This window comes from Niabella agricola (genome assembly GCF_021538615.1).
GTDB lineage: Bacteria > Bacteroidota > Bacteroidia > Chitinophagales > Chitinophagaceae > Niabella > Niabella agricola.
This window is the reverse complement of record NZ_JAJHIZ010000003.1, coordinates 609,999-628,551: the sequence shown is the minus strand read 5'-3', so window position 1 is coordinate 628,551 and position 18,553 is coordinate 609,999. Positions and strand designations below refer to the sequence as shown.

13 protein-coding genes are annotated in these 18,553 nt (G+C 48.2%); 10 read left to right on the top strand and 3 right to left on the bottom strand.

Annotated elements, in window-relative coordinates:
* Window positions 1–20 precede the first annotated feature (20 nt).
* The 4 genes from LL912_RS08090 (at window position 21) to LL912_RS08075 (ending at window position 5,821) form a co-directional block, all read left to right on the top strand.
* Window positions 21–1,949 (top strand): Vgb family protein, encoded by a 1,929-nt coding sequence (locus LL912_RS08090; protein WP_235553076.1) that lies wholly within the window; start codon window positions 21–23, stop codon window positions 1,947–1,949.
* 14 nt (window positions 1,950–1,963) lie between these two features.
* On the top strand, window positions 1,964–3,370 hold the full coding sequence (locus tag LL912_RS08085) for a hypothetical protein (RefSeq protein WP_235553075.1): 1,407 nt from the start codon (window positions 1,964–1,966) through the stop codon (window positions 3,368–3,370).
* 74 nt (window positions 3,371–3,444) lie between these two features.
* A complete protein-coding gene (locus tag LL912_RS08080) occupies window positions 3,445–4,794 on the top strand; it encodes a DegT/DnrJ/EryC1/StrS family aminotransferase (RefSeq protein WP_235553074.1) in 1,350 nt (449 codons plus the stop codon).
* Between the two features lie 28 nt (window positions 4,795–4,822).
* Entirely contained in the window at window positions 4,823–5,821 is a 999-nt protein-coding gene (locus LL912_RS08075) for a glycoside hydrolase family 43 protein (RefSeq protein WP_235553073.1), read from the top strand.
* A gap of 191 nt (window positions 5,822–6,012) precedes the next feature.
* On the opposite strand, the gene LL912_RS08070 is transcribed toward LL912_RS08075, so the two are convergent.
* Window positions 6,013–6,720: an SGNH/GDSL hydrolase family protein gene (locus LL912_RS08070; protein ID WP_235553072.1), complete on the bottom strand. Its 708-nt coding sequence runs from the start codon at window positions 6,718–6,720 to the stop codon at window positions 6,013–6,015.
* 296 nt (window positions 6,721–7,016) lie between these two features.
* Between LL912_RS08070 and LL912_RS08065 the strand changes: the two genes are divergently transcribed.
* Window positions 7,017–8,324 (top strand): hypothetical protein, encoded by a 1,308-nt coding sequence (locus LL912_RS08065; RefSeq protein ID WP_235553071.1) that lies wholly within the window; start codon window positions 7,017–7,019, stop codon window positions 8,322–8,324.
* Between the two features lie 100 nt (window positions 8,325–8,424).
* Window positions 8,425–9,516 (top strand): alpha/beta hydrolase, encoded by a 1,092-nt coding sequence (locus LL912_RS08060; protein ID WP_235553070.1) that lies wholly within the window; start codon window positions 8,425–8,427, stop codon window positions 9,514–9,516.
* A 124-nt stretch (window positions 9,517–9,640) separates the two neighbouring features.
* On the opposite strand, the gene LL912_RS08055 is transcribed toward LL912_RS08060, so the two are convergent.
* Entirely contained in the window at window positions 9,641–10,090 is a 450-nt protein-coding gene (locus LL912_RS08055) for an SRPBCC family protein (protein ID WP_235553069.1), read from the bottom strand.
* Between the two features lie 20 nt (window positions 10,091–10,110).
* Window positions 10,111–10,431 (bottom strand): ArsR/SmtB family transcription factor, encoded by a 321-nt coding sequence (locus LL912_RS08050; RefSeq protein ID WP_235553068.1) that lies wholly within the window; start codon window positions 10,429–10,431, stop codon window positions 10,111–10,113.
* Window positions 10,432–10,924: 493 nt separating this feature from the next.
* On the opposite strand from LL912_RS08050, the gene LL912_RS08045 reads away from it, so the two are divergent.
* From LL912_RS08045 to LL912_RS08030, 4 genes are all read left to right on the top strand, one after another.
* Window positions 10,925–12,499, top strand: a complete 1,575-nt coding sequence (locus LL912_RS08045) for a beta-N-acetylhexosaminidase (RefSeq protein WP_235553067.1) — start codon at window positions 10,925–10,927, stop codon at window positions 12,497–12,499.
* Window positions 12,500–12,503: 4 nt separating this feature from the next.
* Window positions 12,504–13,694 (top strand): SGNH/GDSL hydrolase family protein, encoded by a 1,191-nt coding sequence (locus LL912_RS08040; RefSeq protein ID WP_235553066.1) that lies wholly within the window; start codon window positions 12,504–12,506, stop codon window positions 13,692–13,694.
* The gene (locus tag LL912_RS08035; protein ID WP_235553065.1) at window positions 13,687–14,982 is read left to right on the top strand and encodes a hypothetical protein; all 1,296 of its coding nucleotides are present in this window, start codon (window positions 13,687–13,689) and stop codon (window positions 14,980–14,982) included. The genes LL912_RS08040 and LL912_RS08035 overlap by 8 nt, the downstream gene beginning before the upstream one ends.
* A gap of 369 nt (window positions 14,983–15,351) precedes the next feature.
* A complete protein-coding gene (locus tag LL912_RS08030; protein ID WP_235553064.1) occupies window positions 15,352–18,552 on the top strand; it encodes a SusC/RagA family TonB-linked outer membrane protein in 3,201 nt (1,066 codons plus the stop codon).
* Window position 18,553: the final 1 nt, after the last annotated feature.

The following is an 18,553-nucleotide window of genomic DNA, read 5'->3' as shown; positions in this document are numbered from 1 at the left end:
ATTAATATCCTGAAACCGGAATGGACATAACAAAATATCTTCTGATTGCTGCTATCCTTTCAGTCCCTGCTTTTTTAAAGGCGCAGCCACTGCGGGGAAAAAAGGAACCGCTTACGACGAATGCTTCGTTTACAGACCACGGTCCGGCCTCTCCCTACAGCACTACCCGTGGAAACGTGGCGGCAGTTGACGGCAACGGCCGTAATGTAGTGCTGTCCTGGCTTTTTGATGTAAGGGGTGGATATGCTTTATTAATGGTAGATGCAGCAACCGGGAAGAGTGAAGTATTTCCAATGCCGTTTAATCCGGGGGGCGATTGTCCCTTTTCCTCGATTTTTTCTTCTAAAGGAAGGTTCTACACTCTTTTTAACGGAAACTTCGTTGAGTTCGATCCGGTCAGGCGGGCATTTACATTTCATCATAAAACGGCACCGCAGATGGCGATGGGAATGACAGAAGATGATAAGGGACGGATTTGGGCGGTGACCTATCCCAACAGCGGTGTTATTTGTTATGACCCGGCAACTGCTGATTTTACTGATTATGGGTATGTACATAAAGAGAACTGGGCGCAATATCAGCGATACCTGGCGGTTGACGACCAGGGCTGGGTGTATTTTGCACTGGGAAATACCAATAGCCAGCTGATCGCCTTTAATCCCGCGTCCAGGCAGGTAAACCAGCTTTTACAACCCGGCGAACGAAAAAGAGGTACTGCATACCTGTATCGCAACAAGAACGGGAAAGTATACGGGCAGGCACTTGCAGATAAAGACGGCACCTGGTATGAATTGTATAATGGTGCTGCAATACCGATTGGTACCGGGCATCAGCCCAATGAAAAACCAATGATTACCGGCTCCCAGGCGCTGCGGCATATGTTGTTTCCTGATGGTACAAAAATCACCCAGTTGGATCTTATTGAAAAGGTATTAACCACGGAAGACACCCGCAGTGGGAAAAAGAATACCGTAAATTTTGATTACCCCTCTGAAGGCTCATGGGTTATGGGGGTGGGTACATCGCCGGATCGCCGGTCGTTGATTGGCGGTGGTTCTTTTCCTATGCGGCAGTTTAATTATACCGTATCGGAAGATAAATGGAGTACGCGGGCTGCGTTAGGACAGTACAATGCACTAACCACAAGCGGTAAGAACGTGTTCTTTGGATCTTATCCCAGTGGAGATCTTATTATGTGGGATACCAAAAAGTCGTTTAAAACCCAAAGTGCCAATCCCAAAGAAGACAACCCGCGTGTGCTGTTGAAGTGCAGCCCTGTAATACACCGCCCGCATCGGGTATTGGTACATTCCGATGGTAAAACCGTTATTTTAGGCGGTACTCCACAATATGGTTATACGGGTGGAGGCTTACTGTTCTACGATATTGCCACAGACAAGCATGTGCTGCTGACAGACGAAGATGTAGAAAAAGACCAGTCTACCATGAGCCTTGCAAATATAGCCGGTGGCAAGGTACTGGGCGGTACCACCGTAACGCCGGGAACAGGCGGGGAACAGAAGGCCCGCCTGGCGCTCCTGTATATTATCGATCCGGTGTCCAAAAAAGTAGAATGGAAAGAGCCGTTAATTCCCGGTGTTCGTTCCTATACTGACCTGACAACCCGGAAAGACGGGAAGGTGTACGGAATTGCCGACAGGCGGATCTTCTTCCTGTTTGACCCGGCAATAAAAAAGATTATTTATCAGAAGGATATGTATAAGGACTATGGTTATGCAGTGGGTGAGCAATCACCCAGGGTATTTATAAACGGAAAGCAGGATGATCTGTATATCCTTTTTGAACATGCCATCACAAGGGTAGATCACAAGACGGCGGAGATCCGGTTGGTATCAAAAACGCCACAGGCAATCAGAGCCGGAGGTAGCTTTCTGAATGACCGGCTTTATTTTATCTGTGGCTCACATTTGTTTAGCTACGGGTTATAATTTAAAACCAGGTAATGCAACGGATTCATATAGTACGTTTTTGTTTCCTGTATTGTAGCTTGCTTTGTTTTGCCACGGTGCTGTTTTCGCAGCCCCTTCAGTGGAAACAAAGCGGCGATGGGTGGATTCTTAAGAAAAATGCCGGCAGTGAAAAATATGAGCGGTTCTTTGCGATCGGTACCTGGCATGTTCCGGGTTATTCTTTTACGGATTCGGCAGAAACCCATACGGTGGCAACAAAGAACGCCAACCTGTTTAAAACCAGAACAGCGCCGTTCAATATGGTATTTGTTACACCCGGACAGCAAAAAGAGTACATGTCGGAAAAGATACAGATACTGAATCCTTTTTCACCCATGCTGCATCATTATCTGGATCGGATACCGGATCTGCCGAAAGGGAAGGACAAAGACTATTACAGAAGTCAGGTTTTAAAAAAGGAAGTAAACAAACCGGAATTTGATCATTACCTGGATTCGGCGATCGGAGTGCTGATGAAGCAGCTGCCCAATGGCAAATACATTTATTCGCATATTGACGAAATTGCTTTGGGCGGTGTTAGTAAATGGATGGTTCCCCCCGCTGTAGGGGCCAAAATTTATGAACGTGTCCGGAACGCAGATAAAAAAGCCCTGGTTTTCGTGGATCTGCTGGGACATGGCAGGGGAAGCACTTATTTTTTTGAGCAGAACTACCTGGCAAAAAACAGTGCCTTGCCGCAGGCTCCTCCTTACGAGCTGCTGGATACGCAGGCCTTGGCGAATAAAAACATCCCGCTGCTGGGCTTTTTTCAGGCCTCCGACGGGACGCCTGTATACCAGTTTGATGATGACGGAAAGTATGCTTACAGGAACTACGATCTTGAAGCCCTGAAACAGTTATGGTTCGAAAATGTAAGTCTGGTTGCGGAAGCATATAAGAGCAGCGGGGATGTCTTTGGGATGAATGCATTTATGGATTTTAATGCCAACCCCATCATGTCTGCTGTGACCACTGATGCGCTTAAAGCGGGATTGGGAAAAGATGTACCTGTATGGCTGTACTTCGACGGAAATGGCTATGCCAAACCTGCACAGGTTTCACCGGAAGCCTATATAAACATGGTCAAATGTCAAATATATACCTCGATCATTCATGGAGCTACGGGGATTCTTTTTTGGAACGACTGGTCAAAAAAGCCGGATGTGTTTAGTGCGCTGTTGCCTATGCTGGCGGAACTCAATGCCAATATGGAGATCATCCGGCTGCCTACGGTTGCAATGGAAGCCCGGGGGCATCGTCATGTTTTAATAAAACAGGGGGGCGGGAAAAAATATATAATCGCCAGCAACACCAGTAAAACAGATGCGGTTGTGATTAATCTGTCAGCAACAAATAAAAAAATCTTACAGCCACTGGCGGTTCATATATTTGTACTTTGAATGCTGTGCTTTGCCAGGAAATCATAGTCGTTGTTTACTTGTAATCATTTCTATCGAATCTAAAAATATCTATCATGAGTAGTGCGCTCAATCGCAGGAAATTTATCAGTAATGTAGCAATCGTTGGCACCGGCCTGGCCATCGGAGCTCCACACATCGTTTCGGCCGGCACCGATAATACCAAGCCTGCGATCCTGGGCGGACCCAAGGCGCATGCCGGAGCATTCCCTTCATGGCCGGTAGAGAGTGTCATTGAGGAAAAAGGATTAACGGAAGTGTTGCAAAGTAAGAAGTGGGGGCGGTTAGATGGAAGCCGGATGGCCACATTCGAAAAGGAGTACAGTAAATTGTTTGGAGTGAAGCACAGCCTGGGCGTTTCCAGCGGTACCAGCGCACTCACTACCATCTTAGGCGCATTGGATATAGGGCCGGGAGATGAGGTAGCCATACCGGTGTACACTTTTGTGGCCACATACAATGTGGTGGTATTAAACTATGCATTGCCCATCCTTGTAGATACGGATATAGAGTCCTTTCAGATGGATGCAGCTAAGGCAAAGGCGGCGATTACCGCCCAAACCAGGGCGATCATGCCCGTTCATATTGGCGGATCGCCTGTAGACCTTGATGCCTTTGTAGCTATGGGAAAGCAACACAACATACCTGTGGTTGAAGATGCCTGCCAGGCGCATCTGGCAGAATGGAAAGGCGTTAAAGTGGGAAACTACGGACTGGCCGGTGCGTTCAGCTTTCAATCATCTAAAAACCTGAATTGTGCCGAAGGCGGAGCCGTTATTACGAATAACGACGATTTTATTACCAACTGTTATACGTTCCATAATCAGGGGCAGGGAGGACGATCCACTTCTTTTTCCACAGGTGTGGGCACCCGTGGCACCAACCTGCGGCTGACCGAGTTTCAGGGGAGTCTGCTGCTGGCTCAAATGACCCGTGTAACAGAACAAAGTAACCGCCGCTGGGAAAACGCACAATATCTGTCCCGGTTATTAAAAGAGATACCGGGAATCACTCCGGCAAAATTGTACCCGGGCACTACCAGGAGTGCCTATCATCTGTATATGTTCCGGTACGATAGGAAGCATTTTGCAGGATTAAGCCGTGAAAAATTCCTGCAGGCATTGAGCGCAGAAGGCGTGCCCAATTCTGCGGGGTACGGGCAGATGAACAAAAGCGGCTATGTGACGGCATTGGCAACCAATAAACATTATCTGAAAATATACGGTGAAAAGACCATGCAGCAGTGGCTGGAGAGAAATCAATGTCCTCAGAACGATCTGTTGACCTCCGAACAGTCGGTATGGCTGTTTCAGAATATGCTGCTCGGAACAAAAACAGATATGGAACAGATCGCAGAGGCTATGCGTAAAATTCAGAAATATGCCGCGGAGATCGCAAAAAAATAAAGTTGTTTAATATTGATTTGTTTCGCCCGTGCATGAAAACGATAGCATAGAAAGCTGGTTCTGGTGGTTAGGCTGGTGTTTGTTCCTTTTATTACTTTTATTCAATGGCTGGGCCTGCTCCGGGGCAGGCAAAGGACGGGGTTCTGCTGCCGTTGCTGCGCAGCAGCCATTCATCGCCACCAGCGCCATGCGGTTGCGCGATCCCTTTATACTGTATGACCGGCGTTCGGGAAAATACTATACGTACGTCAATAACCGGCCATCGATAAAAGCCTATCGCAGCAGTGACCTGGAACAGTGGGAACCGGTGGGAAATGTATTTACCGCAGATACAAGCTTCTGGGGAAAACAGGATTTTTGGGCACCCGATTGTTATTACTATCAGGGAAAGTATTACCTGTTTGTTACGTTTTCCGGAAGTAACCGGATGCGTGGTACATCTGTATTGGTGGCCGACGCACCGGATCAGCAGTTCCGCCCGCTGGTAAATGCACCCGTTACACCTGCACACTGGATGTGCCTGGATGCGTCATTGTATATAGATAAGGATGATACCCCCTGGATCCTGTTCAGCCGCGAATGGCTGGAGGTTACCGACGGGGAGATCTATGCACAGCAGATGAGCCGCAATTTAAAAAATGCGGCGGGGGAGCCGGTATTGCTGTTCCGGGCCAGCGAGGCGCCCTGGGTAAAAGCGATTTACTCCAGGGAGCTGAACAAAAAGGGAATGATTACCGATGCTCCCTTTATACACCGTGTAAACAAAGATAAGCTGGTTATGCTTTGGTCGAGCTTTGATAAGAATGGCAGATACGCCATGGGCGCAGCGTATGCGCCCTCAGGGAAGGTGACGGGCCCCTGGATACAATCTGACACGGCCCTGAATAACGATGACGGCGGACACGGCATGTTGTTTTATGATAAAGCCCGTCAATTAAAAATTTCCTATCATGCTCCGAATGCGGGTCTGGGACATCTGATCATCAGGAATGCAACGATTGAGAAGGAGCACCTTAGCTTGCAATAATGCAGGTCCGGAGGGTGGATAAGGAATGTTTTTTTAATCGTTACAATGCACCTGCTCCGGTTTGACTTTCCGGCGCCCGGGTAGCGTTGGACCCGATATGGCGGATGAGATCGTAGCCTGAGGTAGGGGATTTAAATATGAATCCGTATGAGGCCCAGCCTCATACGGATAAAAAAGGTTGAGTTCTTTCTTTATGGATGTTGTTGCTGCCCGCTGATGATCTGGGCTAAAGCTGTAGCGATGAGCTGGTGGCCTTCGTCGTTGGGATGGATGCTGTCTGTAAACAGTACATCAACCCGTTGGTGAAGGGCATTGGTATAGTTGTAAAAAAGCAGCCAGGAATCGACCAGGTGGAGGTGTTTTTTCCGGGCGATTTTCCGGATGGTATTTGCATATGCTTTTACACGGTCGTACCGGTATTGTTCGAACCTGCTGCCCAGCGGGTTGGGGGTCAGTAAGATGACCCGTCCGCCTTGCTTTTCGATCCGGCGAATAAAGTAATGGATGTTTTTTTTGAATTGTTTCAGCGGGATGCGGGAGGGCGTTCCTTTTCCTTTGTCCTGGTAGGCATCATTAAGGCCGAAATTAATCGTTACCCAGTCGGGATGATGTTTTAAGACGGCCGTATCAAAGCGGTCCATAGCGTGAATCACTTTTGCAAAACTGTTGTCTTTGATGGATCCGCTGTGACTGCTGGGTACGCCCGAATTAATGACTGTATTTGCAATGCCGAGAGCGTCCAGCTGCTCGTGCAGCCGCTGGGCATATACTTTCTTTACATTGGCTCTTAAAGCGGTGGTCGAGTTTCCGAAAGTGACAATCGTTAACGACCGGTGGTTCTGGCCATTGCTCCCGGTCGCTATCAAAACCAGTAGTGGAATCAGGAATAATTTCTTCATATGGAGTATTTTCGTGTACGTAAACGAAAGTATGCCGAAAAATACAATTTTAAACGGTTGAACAGATGATTTTTTGAAGACTAAGTACGCATAAAAATACGATTGTGGCAATACCGCCGTTTAGAAGATAAAGCCATTTTTGCGGTATAGCAACGGGCCGGCCGGATCAGGATATTTATGCCGGCTGCAATATACGCTTGCATCCTGGTGCAGGCATGACTTAAGTAGAATAACCCTAATGTTTCATAACCATCGCTGATCAGTACCACAAACACGCAGCGAATAAAAAAAAGAGCATGATGCCGGTAAGTACCCTGGAGCTTCCAGTTGCAGAAAGGACAATGATCGCCGAAGTATTTGACTCCGGTTTTGCGGATGCGCATGATACCTATAATGCTGTTACCATTGCCGGTGACGGTAAGGTGTATTATGTGCTTTCGTCTGAAAAACACAATGTGGCAGGCCGGTTTTTTGTTTTTGATCCGGCTGCGGTTACTACCCGGTGTATGGGAGATCTATCTGAGCTATGCGGTGAAGATAGCGCGCAATGCATTGCCCAGGGAAAAAGCCACGTATCGTTTTATGAGTATGACGGAAAATTGTTTTTTGCCACACATATTGGCTATTACGAGCTGATCGATGGAATGGACCGGTTGCCGCGTAATCCACCACCCGGCTATGGGTTGTACCGGGGTGGGCATATTTTATCGTATGACACAGTCACAGGTCGCACAACATCACGGGCAATGATCCCGGGTGGCGAAGGAGCGGTGTCTATGGTAATGGATACCATCCGGGGCCATATTTTTTGTATTAGCTGGCCCACGGGTAACTTTATTTTTTATGATGTGAAAACCGGTGTGCTGAAAAATAAAGGGAGGATAAGCGGGGAAGGGGAAAATGGTATTCCGGGGAAAGATTTCCGTTCATTATGCCGTTCTTTGGTGGTTGACCCCCGGAGCGGGCATGTATTCGCATCAACAGCAGAGGGTGCTGTTTTGTGTTATAATCCTGCTGCAGATGCTTTGTATGGCTTGGAGCAGGTGGATCTGAAGAAGGATTATTTCGGTGTTTATGATTTTACACAGCCGGGCAGTATGGCCTATAACTGGAGAAAAGTGTTCTGGCACCCGCAATCGAAGCAGGTGTACGGCGTTCACGGCAATTCAGGATATCTGTTTAAGTTTGATCCATTAACGCAGGACCTGTCGCTCGGCCCAAGATTGACGTCTGAACCATCCAGACGCAGCGGTATGTATGATCAGTTTAGTTATGGATACCTGGGCTTTGCCCTGGGACCGGACAATGAAACCATTTATTATCTTACAGGCGGACCGATTTATGAAAAAGGAAAATGGCTGAGGGGAGCAGCCGCCATTGCCAAAGGTGCTGCACGGGGACCCGAAAACCTGCACCTGGTTACTTATCATATTCCATCGGAAGCTTACCGGGATCACGGGCCTGTGTTCTATGCGGATGGCGGAAGACCCGCCTATGTGAATGCCATAGCGGTAAGTGCCGATGGTTATATCTATACCATTGCCCGTGTTACAAGGGCGGGTAAAACGGTGTCGGACCTGATCCGCTTTAGTATACCGGCATAGCGCGGCTCCTGTTCCCGGAAGCAATTAATGGCAACCGCAAAGGAACCGGTCGGCAAGCGGTGGTTTCCTTAGTAATGTATGTTTCTTTAAAAAAAGTAAGATGTTAGCTACTATTTATAACAGGATGATTCCCGGGTTCTGTATCCTGATGTTTGCAGCAGCCTGCATGGTGAGCAAGAAGAACATCAGACATCAGGAGCTCCTGGTGTACCGTGGAACGCCCATCACAACGGTTGATCAATGGAATAAAAAACGGAAAGCGGTGCTGGCGCATATGCAGGAAGCGATGGGGCCCTTACCTCGGTTAAAGAATCATCCTCCATTTAATACCCTGGTTCTTGACAGTGTAATGGAATCCACTTATACAAGGTATACCATAAAATTTACTGTTGAAAAAGGTGAAGCGTTGCCGGCCCTGTTATATGTACCTGCCGGGTATACAACAGGAGGGCGCGCTCCGGCCGTGATAGCCTTGCATGGGACCGATAGGCTGGGAAAACTATCGGTTGCAGGACAAAGCGCATTGGCCAACAGGGATTATGCCAAAAAACTGGCTGAGCGGGGATACGTAGTACTGGCCCCGGACTATCCCAGTTTTGGCGACCTGGTAAATTATGACTTTGACAGAGACCGCTATCAGTCGGGCACTATGAAAGGTATTTTTAATCATATCCGTTGTGTGGATTATTTACAGTCACTGTCTTTTGTGAACCCGGATAAAATAGCGGTAATCGGGCATTCGCTGGGCGGACATAATGCCATTTTCCTGGGCGCCTTTGATCAGCGGGTAAAGGTCGTTATCGCCAGCTGCGGATGGACCTTATTCCCATACTACGACCTGGGGCCGGCTATGGAAAAGCAATATGGCGGAAAGCTGGGACCCTGGTCGCAAAAACGGTATATGCCCCTGCTAAAAGAAAAATATCATTTAAATGCTGAAAAGATCCCGTTTGACTTTGATGAGGTCATCGCCGCTATTGCACCGCGGATCTTCTTGACCAATTCCCCATTACGGGATGCCAACTTTAGTATTGAAGGGGTAAGAGCCGGGCTGAAAAACATACGGAAAGTCTATGAACTGTATCATGCGCCCGGTGCCCTGTATGCCTTTTTCCCCGAAGCCGGACATGACTTTCCTCCGGATGTAACAAAAGCCGCATTTCAGGTGTTGGACAGCGCCTTTAAAAAATAACGTGTCGTTCCGCTGCTTGTAGCAGGAAGTACACCGGGTATGGAGGTCTCCAAATACGGGATCAGGAAAGAATCAAAAGAAACGGTCCGTAGCAGGGCCGTCTCTTTTGATCCGAGGTTATAGATCAGGCTGTTCTTTTAAGATAGGTACCAATACCTTCTTCAATCAATGCTGACCAGCCCTGGTTGAAGCTGCTTGCCAGGAAATCGGGGCCGTTCTGAGCAAATGATTCAAGTCCCTCATGCGTGAGCCGGAGCCTGGTTTTGTTACCTTCTGGCGTCAGTTCAAACGTTACAAGGGAGGTGCCCGCGTATGTTTTATAGGTCCAGGTGTATTGCAGCAGTTTCCCGGGAATTGCCTGGGTAACGCGGCATAGGTGTACATATTCGTCGCCCTTGGAACCCGTTCCCGAAAAACTGAATTCAAATCCGACTTCCGGTTTAAAGTCTGTAAGCGTAAAATACCATTCTTTCATCTGGTCCTTGTCTGTGAGCGCGCGCCATACGCGATCGCTGGAAGCATCCAGTACTACTTCCTTTCTGACGGTTGTTGTGTTAAGTTGCGTTGATTCCATCGTTTATTTTTTTAGGTGAGTTATTTACGGTTCTTTTTTTCTTTAACCAGGAAGCTGTTTAGTGCCTGCAGCTTCTTGTCCCAGAACGCACTGTATTGGGCAACCCAGTCCTGTACTTCTTTCAACTTATTAAGATTGGCCTGGCAATAACGCTCCCGGCCCTGCTGATGAATCACGAGCAGCCCGCATTCCGTAAGTATTTTAATGTGCTTGGATATCGCCGGCCGGCTGATGTCGAAGTTGGCGGCAACCGCGTTCAGGTTCAGTTGCTGGTGCGCCAGCAACTGAAGGATCTCCCTGCGGGTGGAATCGGCGATGGCCTGAAAAACATCTCTTCTCATATTATGTAACCTTTCGGTTACAAATATATGTAACTATTTGGTTACGTAAAAAAATAATTTGGCCTTCGTTCTGTATAGTATATTCCAGCGGCGGTGTCACTTACAATTTCAGGATCTGCGATTCATGACGTAAGGGTCAGGAAATGCCGTTGTTTTTGTGTACTTATTTCCTGAGCGACAATAGCAATTTCAGCCAATCAGTACAGTGCAGGTTAGTTGAGAGGAAAGAATGTGCTACATTCACGCCAGATAGGTGGAAAACGTAAGTTTGTATGTAACGATTGCGAAAGCGGAGTTCCTCCCGTGTTCGACACTAAACAGAGGATGCTATCCCTGCCACTACCAGCAGCATGTATTGGGTGGAAGTGGTCTGCAAGACATATCCGGCGCTAACGCCCGGTTCACCATACTGTGTATGTAAATAACGGCTGTTTTAAATGATAGAAATATGAAAGGATTGGTCATTTGTTTATGCTTGAATATATGCGCTACAGTGTTGCCAGCGCAGGAACAGGAGGGCTCATTAAGCCTGATTCCCAAACCGGCATCTGTCCGGCTGAAAAAGGAAACGGTAAAACTGAATTCAACGGCTGCCCTTTATGTGGATCAGCGATTACCCATTGACACTGCCTACTGGGAGGCGGTACTGAAGGAGGCGGGGATCGGCTTCCGGTGGGTGAGCGATCCACAGAAAGCAATAATCAGTTTCCGGTTGAATAGCGGGACGCTTTCTTCGAAAGATGAATCCTATACGCTGGAGGTGCGGAACAGAGGGCAGTGGCCGGAACTGCGTGCACAGGCCAATGGCGGTAATGGATTGCTGTACGCACTGCAAACCCTGCGCCAACTGGTGCAGAAACGGGGCGCGGATGAAGTGTTGTTCCCGGCTTGTGTCATTTCCGATAAACCTGCTTTTCCCTGGCGGGCCTTTATGCTGGATGAGAGCCGTAACTTTCATGGAAAGGAGATGGTAAAGCGGTTGTTGGATGAAATGGCCCGTTTAAAACTGAATACCTTTCACTGGCACCTGGTAGACGACCCGGCCTGGCGGATCGAAATCAAAAAGTATCCGCTGCTGACCCGTATTGCTTCAAGGGGAAACTTTGAACATATGGTGCATTTTCAAAGTGCTGAAAGCCGCCTGGATAGTTTGTTCCTGGAACCTCCGGCACAATTCTATTTTCAAAAAGATATCCGGGAGATCGTTGCTTATGCGCATGCGCGGGGCATCGTGGTTATTCCTGAAATTGAAGTGCCTGGCCACGCTTCGGCCTCCATTTTTGCTTATCCCTGGCTGGGCGCTAGCAGTAAGCTGACCGGTAAGCCGGTGCATGGAGACCTGTATGATGTTACGGATCCTAAGGTAGAGCAGTTCCTGCATGATGTGCTGAACGAAGTGATGGCTCTTTTCCCCGACCGGATCGTTCATATTGGAGGTGATGAAGCAGATTACCGTCGCTGGGAAGCTTCAAAACCGGTAAACGATTTTATGAAGGCGCATTCGATTCCTACGTATTCCGATCTGCAGGTATGGGCCATCAACCGGATGTCGCAATACATCGCATCAAAGGGATACCGCATGATCGGATGGAATGAAATTACCGGGGATAACATACGGGAGGAAGCACATGTAAAGGCCGGGCAATCGGAGCGCCTGGCGAAAGGAACGCTGGTGCAGTTCTGGGACGGGAAAGTAGCACTGGTAAATAAAGCAATTGCCCAGGGCTATGACGTGGTCAATTCAGACCGGCATTATACCTACCTCGATTATCCCTATGAAACAACTTCCTTGGAGAAGGCCTACTCGTTCAACCCGGTGCCGCAGGAGATTGCTAAGGCGGACCAGCAAAAAATACTGGGAATCGGTGCGCAGATGTGGGGCGAGTTTATTCCCACCAGTGAGCGGCTCTATTATCAAACGTTTCCACGCATTGCGGCACTGGCCGAAGCAGGATGGATGGCGCAGGATGCAAAAAGATCTTATGAGGATTTCAGGAAAAGGCTGATTCCGCTTGAACGCATATGGATGGATAAAGGATATATCACCCGGCAAAAAGGAAAATATTAACGCCATGAAAAGGCCTGCACGCCAACTCTTGTGCTGCTTGTTTGTTTGGTGCTTTGCAACAGATCCGGTTGGTGCACAACCCGGTGGCGGCACTGTTGTATTATACAATCAGGTGTTTAATGCAGGCGGAAGTTTCCCGGATTTGATCTTGCCGCCATCCGGCGCCCGTTTTACTGAAAACGGAATGCAACTGAGCGGTAAAGGGCAGCTGGCCCGGTTGAATAAATACTACTCGCTTGCCCAGCGGCTGGTACGTTACCGGGTGCGGTTTTCAGCAGATGCCGATGCGGTGTTCCAAAGCGACCAGGGTGATTTTAAAGCGCATGTGGATATGACAAATCAAAGCATTTCGATCCGTACAACACCGGAAATCCGAAAAGCGGTTCCTTTTTTAAACCCTGGGCACGATTACCTGGTGGAAGTGCACCACAACTACCAGACATCGATGCTGAAGTTGATCGATCTGTATACTGGTGAAGAGGACAGCGTTGCTGCAACGATGGATGGGCAAGGCGGTGTACGGGCCGGAGCTGTAGGTTCTGGTTTTTTTGTGGGGCTTCAGCACGATTATTATTGTTTTGGATTAGCAGGAGGCAGCGGCATTTGGATAAAGCAGATGATGGTTCTTTCAAAAGCCTGTAATATAAAATTGCTGTTGTACGGTGATTCAATTACGGAGCCGGAAAGTTATTTTCCAACATCCGTTTTCTCCACATCCTGGACGCAGCTGATCCGCCACCGGGTCCGGGGATCCGTAATTGCCAGCGGGCGTGGCGGAACGACGATTAACGAATTGTTCAACCGGATAAAAAATGAGTTGCCCTTTCTGAAAGCGAAATATGTGATGGTGACGATTGGTACCAACGGCGGCAATACGGAGGAGAATCTGAGCGGCCTGGTCGAATACATCCGGTCGCAGGGAGCCATCCCCATCCTTAATAACATTCCTGCAAATGAAAGCGGCAGCCAGGTGCCGGTTAACGCAGTTATTGAAAAGGTTCGCCGGAAGTATCAGATCAGCGGCGCAAGATTTGATCATGCCACTTCACTGAATTTTGACGGCATCACGGTAGACAGGACCACAATGTGGCAGGAGGATTATGATTTTAGCCAGATCTATCATCATCCCAACGGCAAAGGTGCGCGGCTGATGTATCTGCAAACCTTAACAGATATACCTGAAATTTATGAATAATGCAGGACAGTGGATGATAGCGGGTGTGCTGATGCTCCTGTCGTTGATTGCACCGGCCCAAAAGAAAGTGCTGCCTGCGTTCCGGGTGCAGCAGGTACCCAATGGTAAAATTTACAGCATTGTTCAAACGGACCCGCATTATACCTTTGACTCAGCCCGGTACACAATATTTATTCCGGATAGCATGCCATCCCTTAATGGCGTCTTTATACATCAGCATGGGTGTACCATGGAAGGAACAGGCGCAGCTGCTGCCTATGATTTGCAATACCAGGCATTTGCAAAGAAATGGCACCTGGCGATCGTTGGTCCGGATCTGTATTCCGCGAAAGGAAATTGCCATAACTGGCGCGATGTGGCGTCGGGATCGGGAACGGCCCTGATCAAAGCCCTGGACGATATTGGAACCGTATCGGGGAATCGCAGGCTGGTAACGCTTCCCTGGCTGCTTTGGGGACATTCTGGTGGCGGCTATTGGGCCTTGTCTATGCTTCAGCGGTATCCCGAGAGAATACTGGCTGTATTTGGTTATTCGCCTGCCTTTGATCCCGGAGCCTATCCTCCGGCTGCATTTAAGGTGCCTGTGATGCTACGGCATGCCGGGCCGGAAGGTGATACCTGTTGCTGGCAGACCTCTATAAAAGAGTTTGGTAAACTTCGTTCCCGGGGCGGATATGCCGGCATTGCATATACACCGCGTCAAACCCATAATTATAGTTATGTGCGTTATATGGCCATCCCATTTTATGAAGCCGTGATGCAGCAACGGCTCCCTTCCGAACAAGGCGCTCCGTATACAGCCATGCAACCGGTAGATGACTCCAAAGCATGGTTGGCCGATACCATGCATTATAATCTGTATCCTGCTGCAACCTACCCCGGAGCTTCGCTTTGCGCCGCCTGGTTACCTGATGCTGCAACGGCCGCGAAGTGGCGGGAGTATGTGCTCACCGGAACCGTCATTGATCAAACACCGCCGCCACCGCCTTACAGCCTGCAACGTACAAGGAAGCCGCACGGCAGGGCGATGGTTACCTGGAAGGCTGATGCTGACATAGAGTCCGGGATCAGTCATTTTAATATTTACAGGAACAATGTCCTTATCGCACGACTGCCTTCGACAGGGTCATTTCAACAGTTTGATACAAACGGCGACAATGCGGAGCCGCTTGTATTGCCCGAAATGAAACAGGAGCTGGCATATCCTGAAAATGATCCAGGAAGGATTGCGGTAAGCACCGTCAATCATTTCGGCCTCGAATCAGAGCGGATTCCCGCAGCGTTATAAACCGGCATATACAAACATTGAGTAAAATTATTTTTGAAACAGCCGGCTGATAAGCAATGCTGTCTTCCAGGCGAAGCAACAGACGCACACTGTGGTCGCTTGTTTTTTTCTGTTTTCAGTACAGTGCAGGACAGTAAGCTTATTCCGTTTATTTATTTTTAAATCCGGTATCTGAAAAACTATTAATAAGAACGAATAATTAAACGATTGTTTTGTTTACATATAAAGTGTAACGGTATGAATGTAACAGCCATTCAGAAACGCCGCTGTTAAAAACGATAAAAATACCATCAAATGCGGTTTACTTGTAGAGCGTGCTCGAACGCATGCCTGATGGGCCTATATCCAAACAAAAAAATAAATCAAAACATGAAAACGAAAATCCTGCTGTGTTTTTCAGGAATGAAACAACTTGTTCTTGGCCTGGTGCTCAGTTGTATGTTGGTTTGCATAACAACAGGAGTTATGCAGGCGCAGGACACAATTAAGGTGTTTGGTAAAGTAATAAATACCGACGGCGCTGCAGTAGAAAATGCCTCTGTAAATGTCAAAGGAACGTCCAGAGGAATGGCCACTGATCAAAACGGCAATTTTTTTATTACGGCTTCTTCTGATAAAGACTCCATCGAAGCGTCGGCGGTGAATTATAAACCCAAAACCGTACTGGTCCGTACGGGCAGGGAACTGGTAGTGGTGCTGGAATCTGATGAAAAGGTGCAGGCGCTTGACCAGGTAGTGGTGCAGGTCGGGTTTGAATCGCGAAGAAAGGAACAGGTAGTGGGCGCGGTAACATCGGTAAACCCCGAAGAGTTGCGGATTCCTTCCAGTAACCTTACTACGGCGCTGGCCGGAAGGGTGGCCGGTGTTATTGGCTATCAACGTACCGGCGAACCTGGTCGTGATAATGCCGAGTTTTTTGTAAGAGGTGTTACTACCTTTGGCTATAAGAACGGCCCGCTGATTTTGATTGATGGGATCGAGTCCAGCAGTACCGACCTGGCCCGGTTAACAGTGGATGATATTGCTGCTTTTTCTATTTTAAAAGATGCTACTTCTACCGCCGTATACGGAGCCCGAGGGGCAAACGGAGTGATCCTCGTAAACACTAAAAAAGGAAAAGTGGGCAGTGCTAAAATATCCCTTCGGATGGATCAGGCCTTTTCAATGCCTACGAAAAATATAGAGCTTGCAGACCCCGTTACTTATATGAAAATGGCCAATGAGGCCGTGCTGACAAGGGACCGGCTGGGAACCATCCTCTATTCAGATGATAAAATTAACCGGACCGGGCAACAAGGCTCCAACCCTTATTTGTATCCCGCCAATGACTGGAGAAAAATATTGTTTAAAGACTATACCAGCAACCAGCGCTATGCACTCAATATAAGCGGCGGTGGAGGCGTTGCCCGCTATTTTGTTTCCGGGGCATTAAACCAGGACAACGGGGTACTGAAGGTGGATCCTGTAAATAACTTTAACAGTAATATCAATCTGAAAAGTTATTCGTTGCGCTCCAATATCGATATAGACCTTACCAAAACGACCATGCTTACCGTGCGGCTGTATGGTAATTTTGACGACTACCGTGGTCCGATCTACAACGGCGAAGAAATGTACGGAATGGTGATGCGCTCCAACCCGGTGCAGTTCCCGGCTACTTTTCCCAAGGACTCGGCGCACGCTTATGTAAAGCATATTCTTTTCGGTAATAATGTTACCCGCAGTAACCGCGGTTCGCTCTACCTGAACCCTTATGCGGAGATGGTAAGAGGTTACCGCGACTGGAACCGGTCCAAAATGATGGCGCAGCTGGAAGTGGCCCAGAACCTGGGGGGATGGATAAAAGGGCTCAATTTTAGAGGAATGCTGAATGTAGAACGTTATGCCTTCAATAGCATCACCCGGTTCTATAACCCCTTTTACTACGAGGTGTCGAATTATGACCCGATTACTCAAAACTATTCCTATAATGTGATCAATTCTTCTGCTAATCCGCAACCGGTAGGCCCTATAGGAACGGAATATCTGAATTTTGCGCCGGGGGACCGGGAGGTGAACTCTAATTTTTATGCCCAGGGGGTATTGAATTACGATAACCGGATCGGTGAAAAGCATTCCATCAGCGGGATGCTGGTTGGCATTGTGCAGCAGCGGCTCAATTCGGCGGCTAATACGCTGCTGACCTCGCTGCCATTGAGAAATACGGGCCTCTCCGGAAGATTTACCTATGGCTATGACAGCCGGTATCATGCAGAGTTTAATTTCGGATATAATGGTTCCGAACGGTTTTACCAGGACAAGCGTTTTGGTTTTTTTCCTTCAGGGGGTGTCGCCTGGACCATTCATAATGAGCCTTTCTTTGAAAAGTTGAGGAATACCATTAATACGCTCAAGTTACGCTACACCTATGGCATTATCGGTAATGATGCCATAGGTTCCCCGGATGACCGTTTCTTCTATTTATCAGAAGTGAATATGAATGCCGGAGAACGCGGCGCCAACTTTGGAAGGGATCTTTCAGGCGCCAGCCGGTACCTGCCCGGAGTTTTGGTTAAAAGATACGCTAATGAAGATATTACCTGGGAGAAATCATACCAGCAAAACCTTGGACTGGAGCTGGGCTTGTTCAATGCCATTACACTAAATGTAGACTTTTTCAAGCAGCACCGTACCAATATCCTGATGACGCGGGCATTTATCCCCACCACTATGGGATTGTCGGCCCCCATCCGGGCGAATGTGGGAGAGGCTTCTTCCCAGGGAATTGACGCGTCGCTTACTGTAAGCAAATCTTTCGATAACGGGCTGTTTTTGTCGGCGATGGGTAATTTCACCTATGCCACCAATAAGTACCTTGTAAATGAAGAGCCGCTGTATAAAGAACCCTGGCGCTCCAAAGTGGGGCAGAATATAAACCAGGCTTACGGGTATATTGCCGAACGCCTTTTTGTAGATGATGAGGATGCATATAATTCACCGGCCCAGAATTTTGGCCGGCCGGTGCTGGGGGGCGATATTAAATTCCTGGATGTAAACGGCGATGGGCGGATCACAGAAGCTGACCAGGTGCCCATCGGTTATCCTACTGTACCGGAAATTGTATATGGGTTTGGACCATCTGCTACTTATAAGGGATTTGACCTGTCCTTATTTTTCCAGGGGCTGGCCAATGAATCATTCTGGATCGATTACAGTACGATCACGCCCTTTGTTGATGACCGGCAGGCATTGAAGGTGATCGCCGATGATTTCTGGAGCGAACAAAACCAGGACATTTATGCGTTCTGGCCCCGGCTCAGCAATTTTGTACACCCCAACAATAATCAGACAAGCACCTGGTTTATGCGGAACGGAGCGTTGCTGCGCCTCAAAACCGTGGAGTTCGGATATACGCTTCCGCAAAAGCTGACTAATAAAATACGTTCCTCCGGCATCCGCATTTATTTTAGCGGGAACAACCTGCTTACATTCAGCAAATTTAAACTCTGGGATGTGGAAATGGGTGGCAATGGTCTTGCTTATCCGATTCAAAAGGTATATAACCTGGGTGTTCACTTAAATTTTAATTAAC

Bases quoted from the DNA above. Each gene is read 5' to 3' on its own strand.
- LL912_RS08055 (WP_235553069.1), bottom strand. From the start codon at position 10,090: ATGGAATCAACGCAACTTAACACAACAACCGTCAGAAAGGAAGTAGTA.
- LL912_RS08080 (WP_235553074.1), top strand. From the start codon at position 3,445: ATGAGTAGTGCGCTCAATCGCAGGAAATTTATCAGTAATGTAGCAATC.
- LL912_RS08070 (WP_235553072.1), bottom strand. From the start codon at position 6,720: ATGAAGAAATTATTCCTGATTCCACTACTGGTTTTGATAGCGACCGGG.
- LL912_RS08060 (WP_235553070.1), top strand. From the start codon at position 8,425: ATGTTAGCTACTATTTATAACAGGATGATTCCCGGGTTCTGTATCCTG.
- LL912_RS08065 (WP_235553071.1), top strand. From the start codon at position 7,017: ATGATGCCGGTAAGTACCCTGGAGCTTCCAGTTGCAGAAAGGACAATG.
- LL912_RS08050 (WP_235553068.1), bottom strand. From the start codon at position 10,431: ATGAGAAGAGATGTTTTTCAGGCCATCGCCGATTCCACCCGCAGGGAG.
- LL912_RS08040 (WP_235553066.1), top strand. From the start codon at position 12,504: ATGAAAAGGCCTGCACGCCAACTCTTGTGCTGCTTGTTTGTTTGGTGC.
- LL912_RS08030 (WP_235553064.1), top strand. From the start codon at position 15,352: ATGAAAACGAAAATCCTGCTGTGTTTTTCAGGAATGAAACAACTTGTT.
- LL912_RS08085 (WP_235553075.1), top strand. From the start codon at position 1,964: ATGCAACGGATTCATATAGTACGTTTTTGTTTCCTGTATTGTAGCTTG.
- LL912_RS08035 (WP_235553065.1), top strand. From the start codon at position 13,687: ATGAATAATGCAGGACAGTGGATGATAGCGGGTGTGCTGATGCTCCTG.
- LL912_RS08090 (WP_235553076.1), top strand. From the start codon at position 21: ATGGACATAACAAAATATCTTCTGATTGCTGCTATCCTTTCAGTCCCT.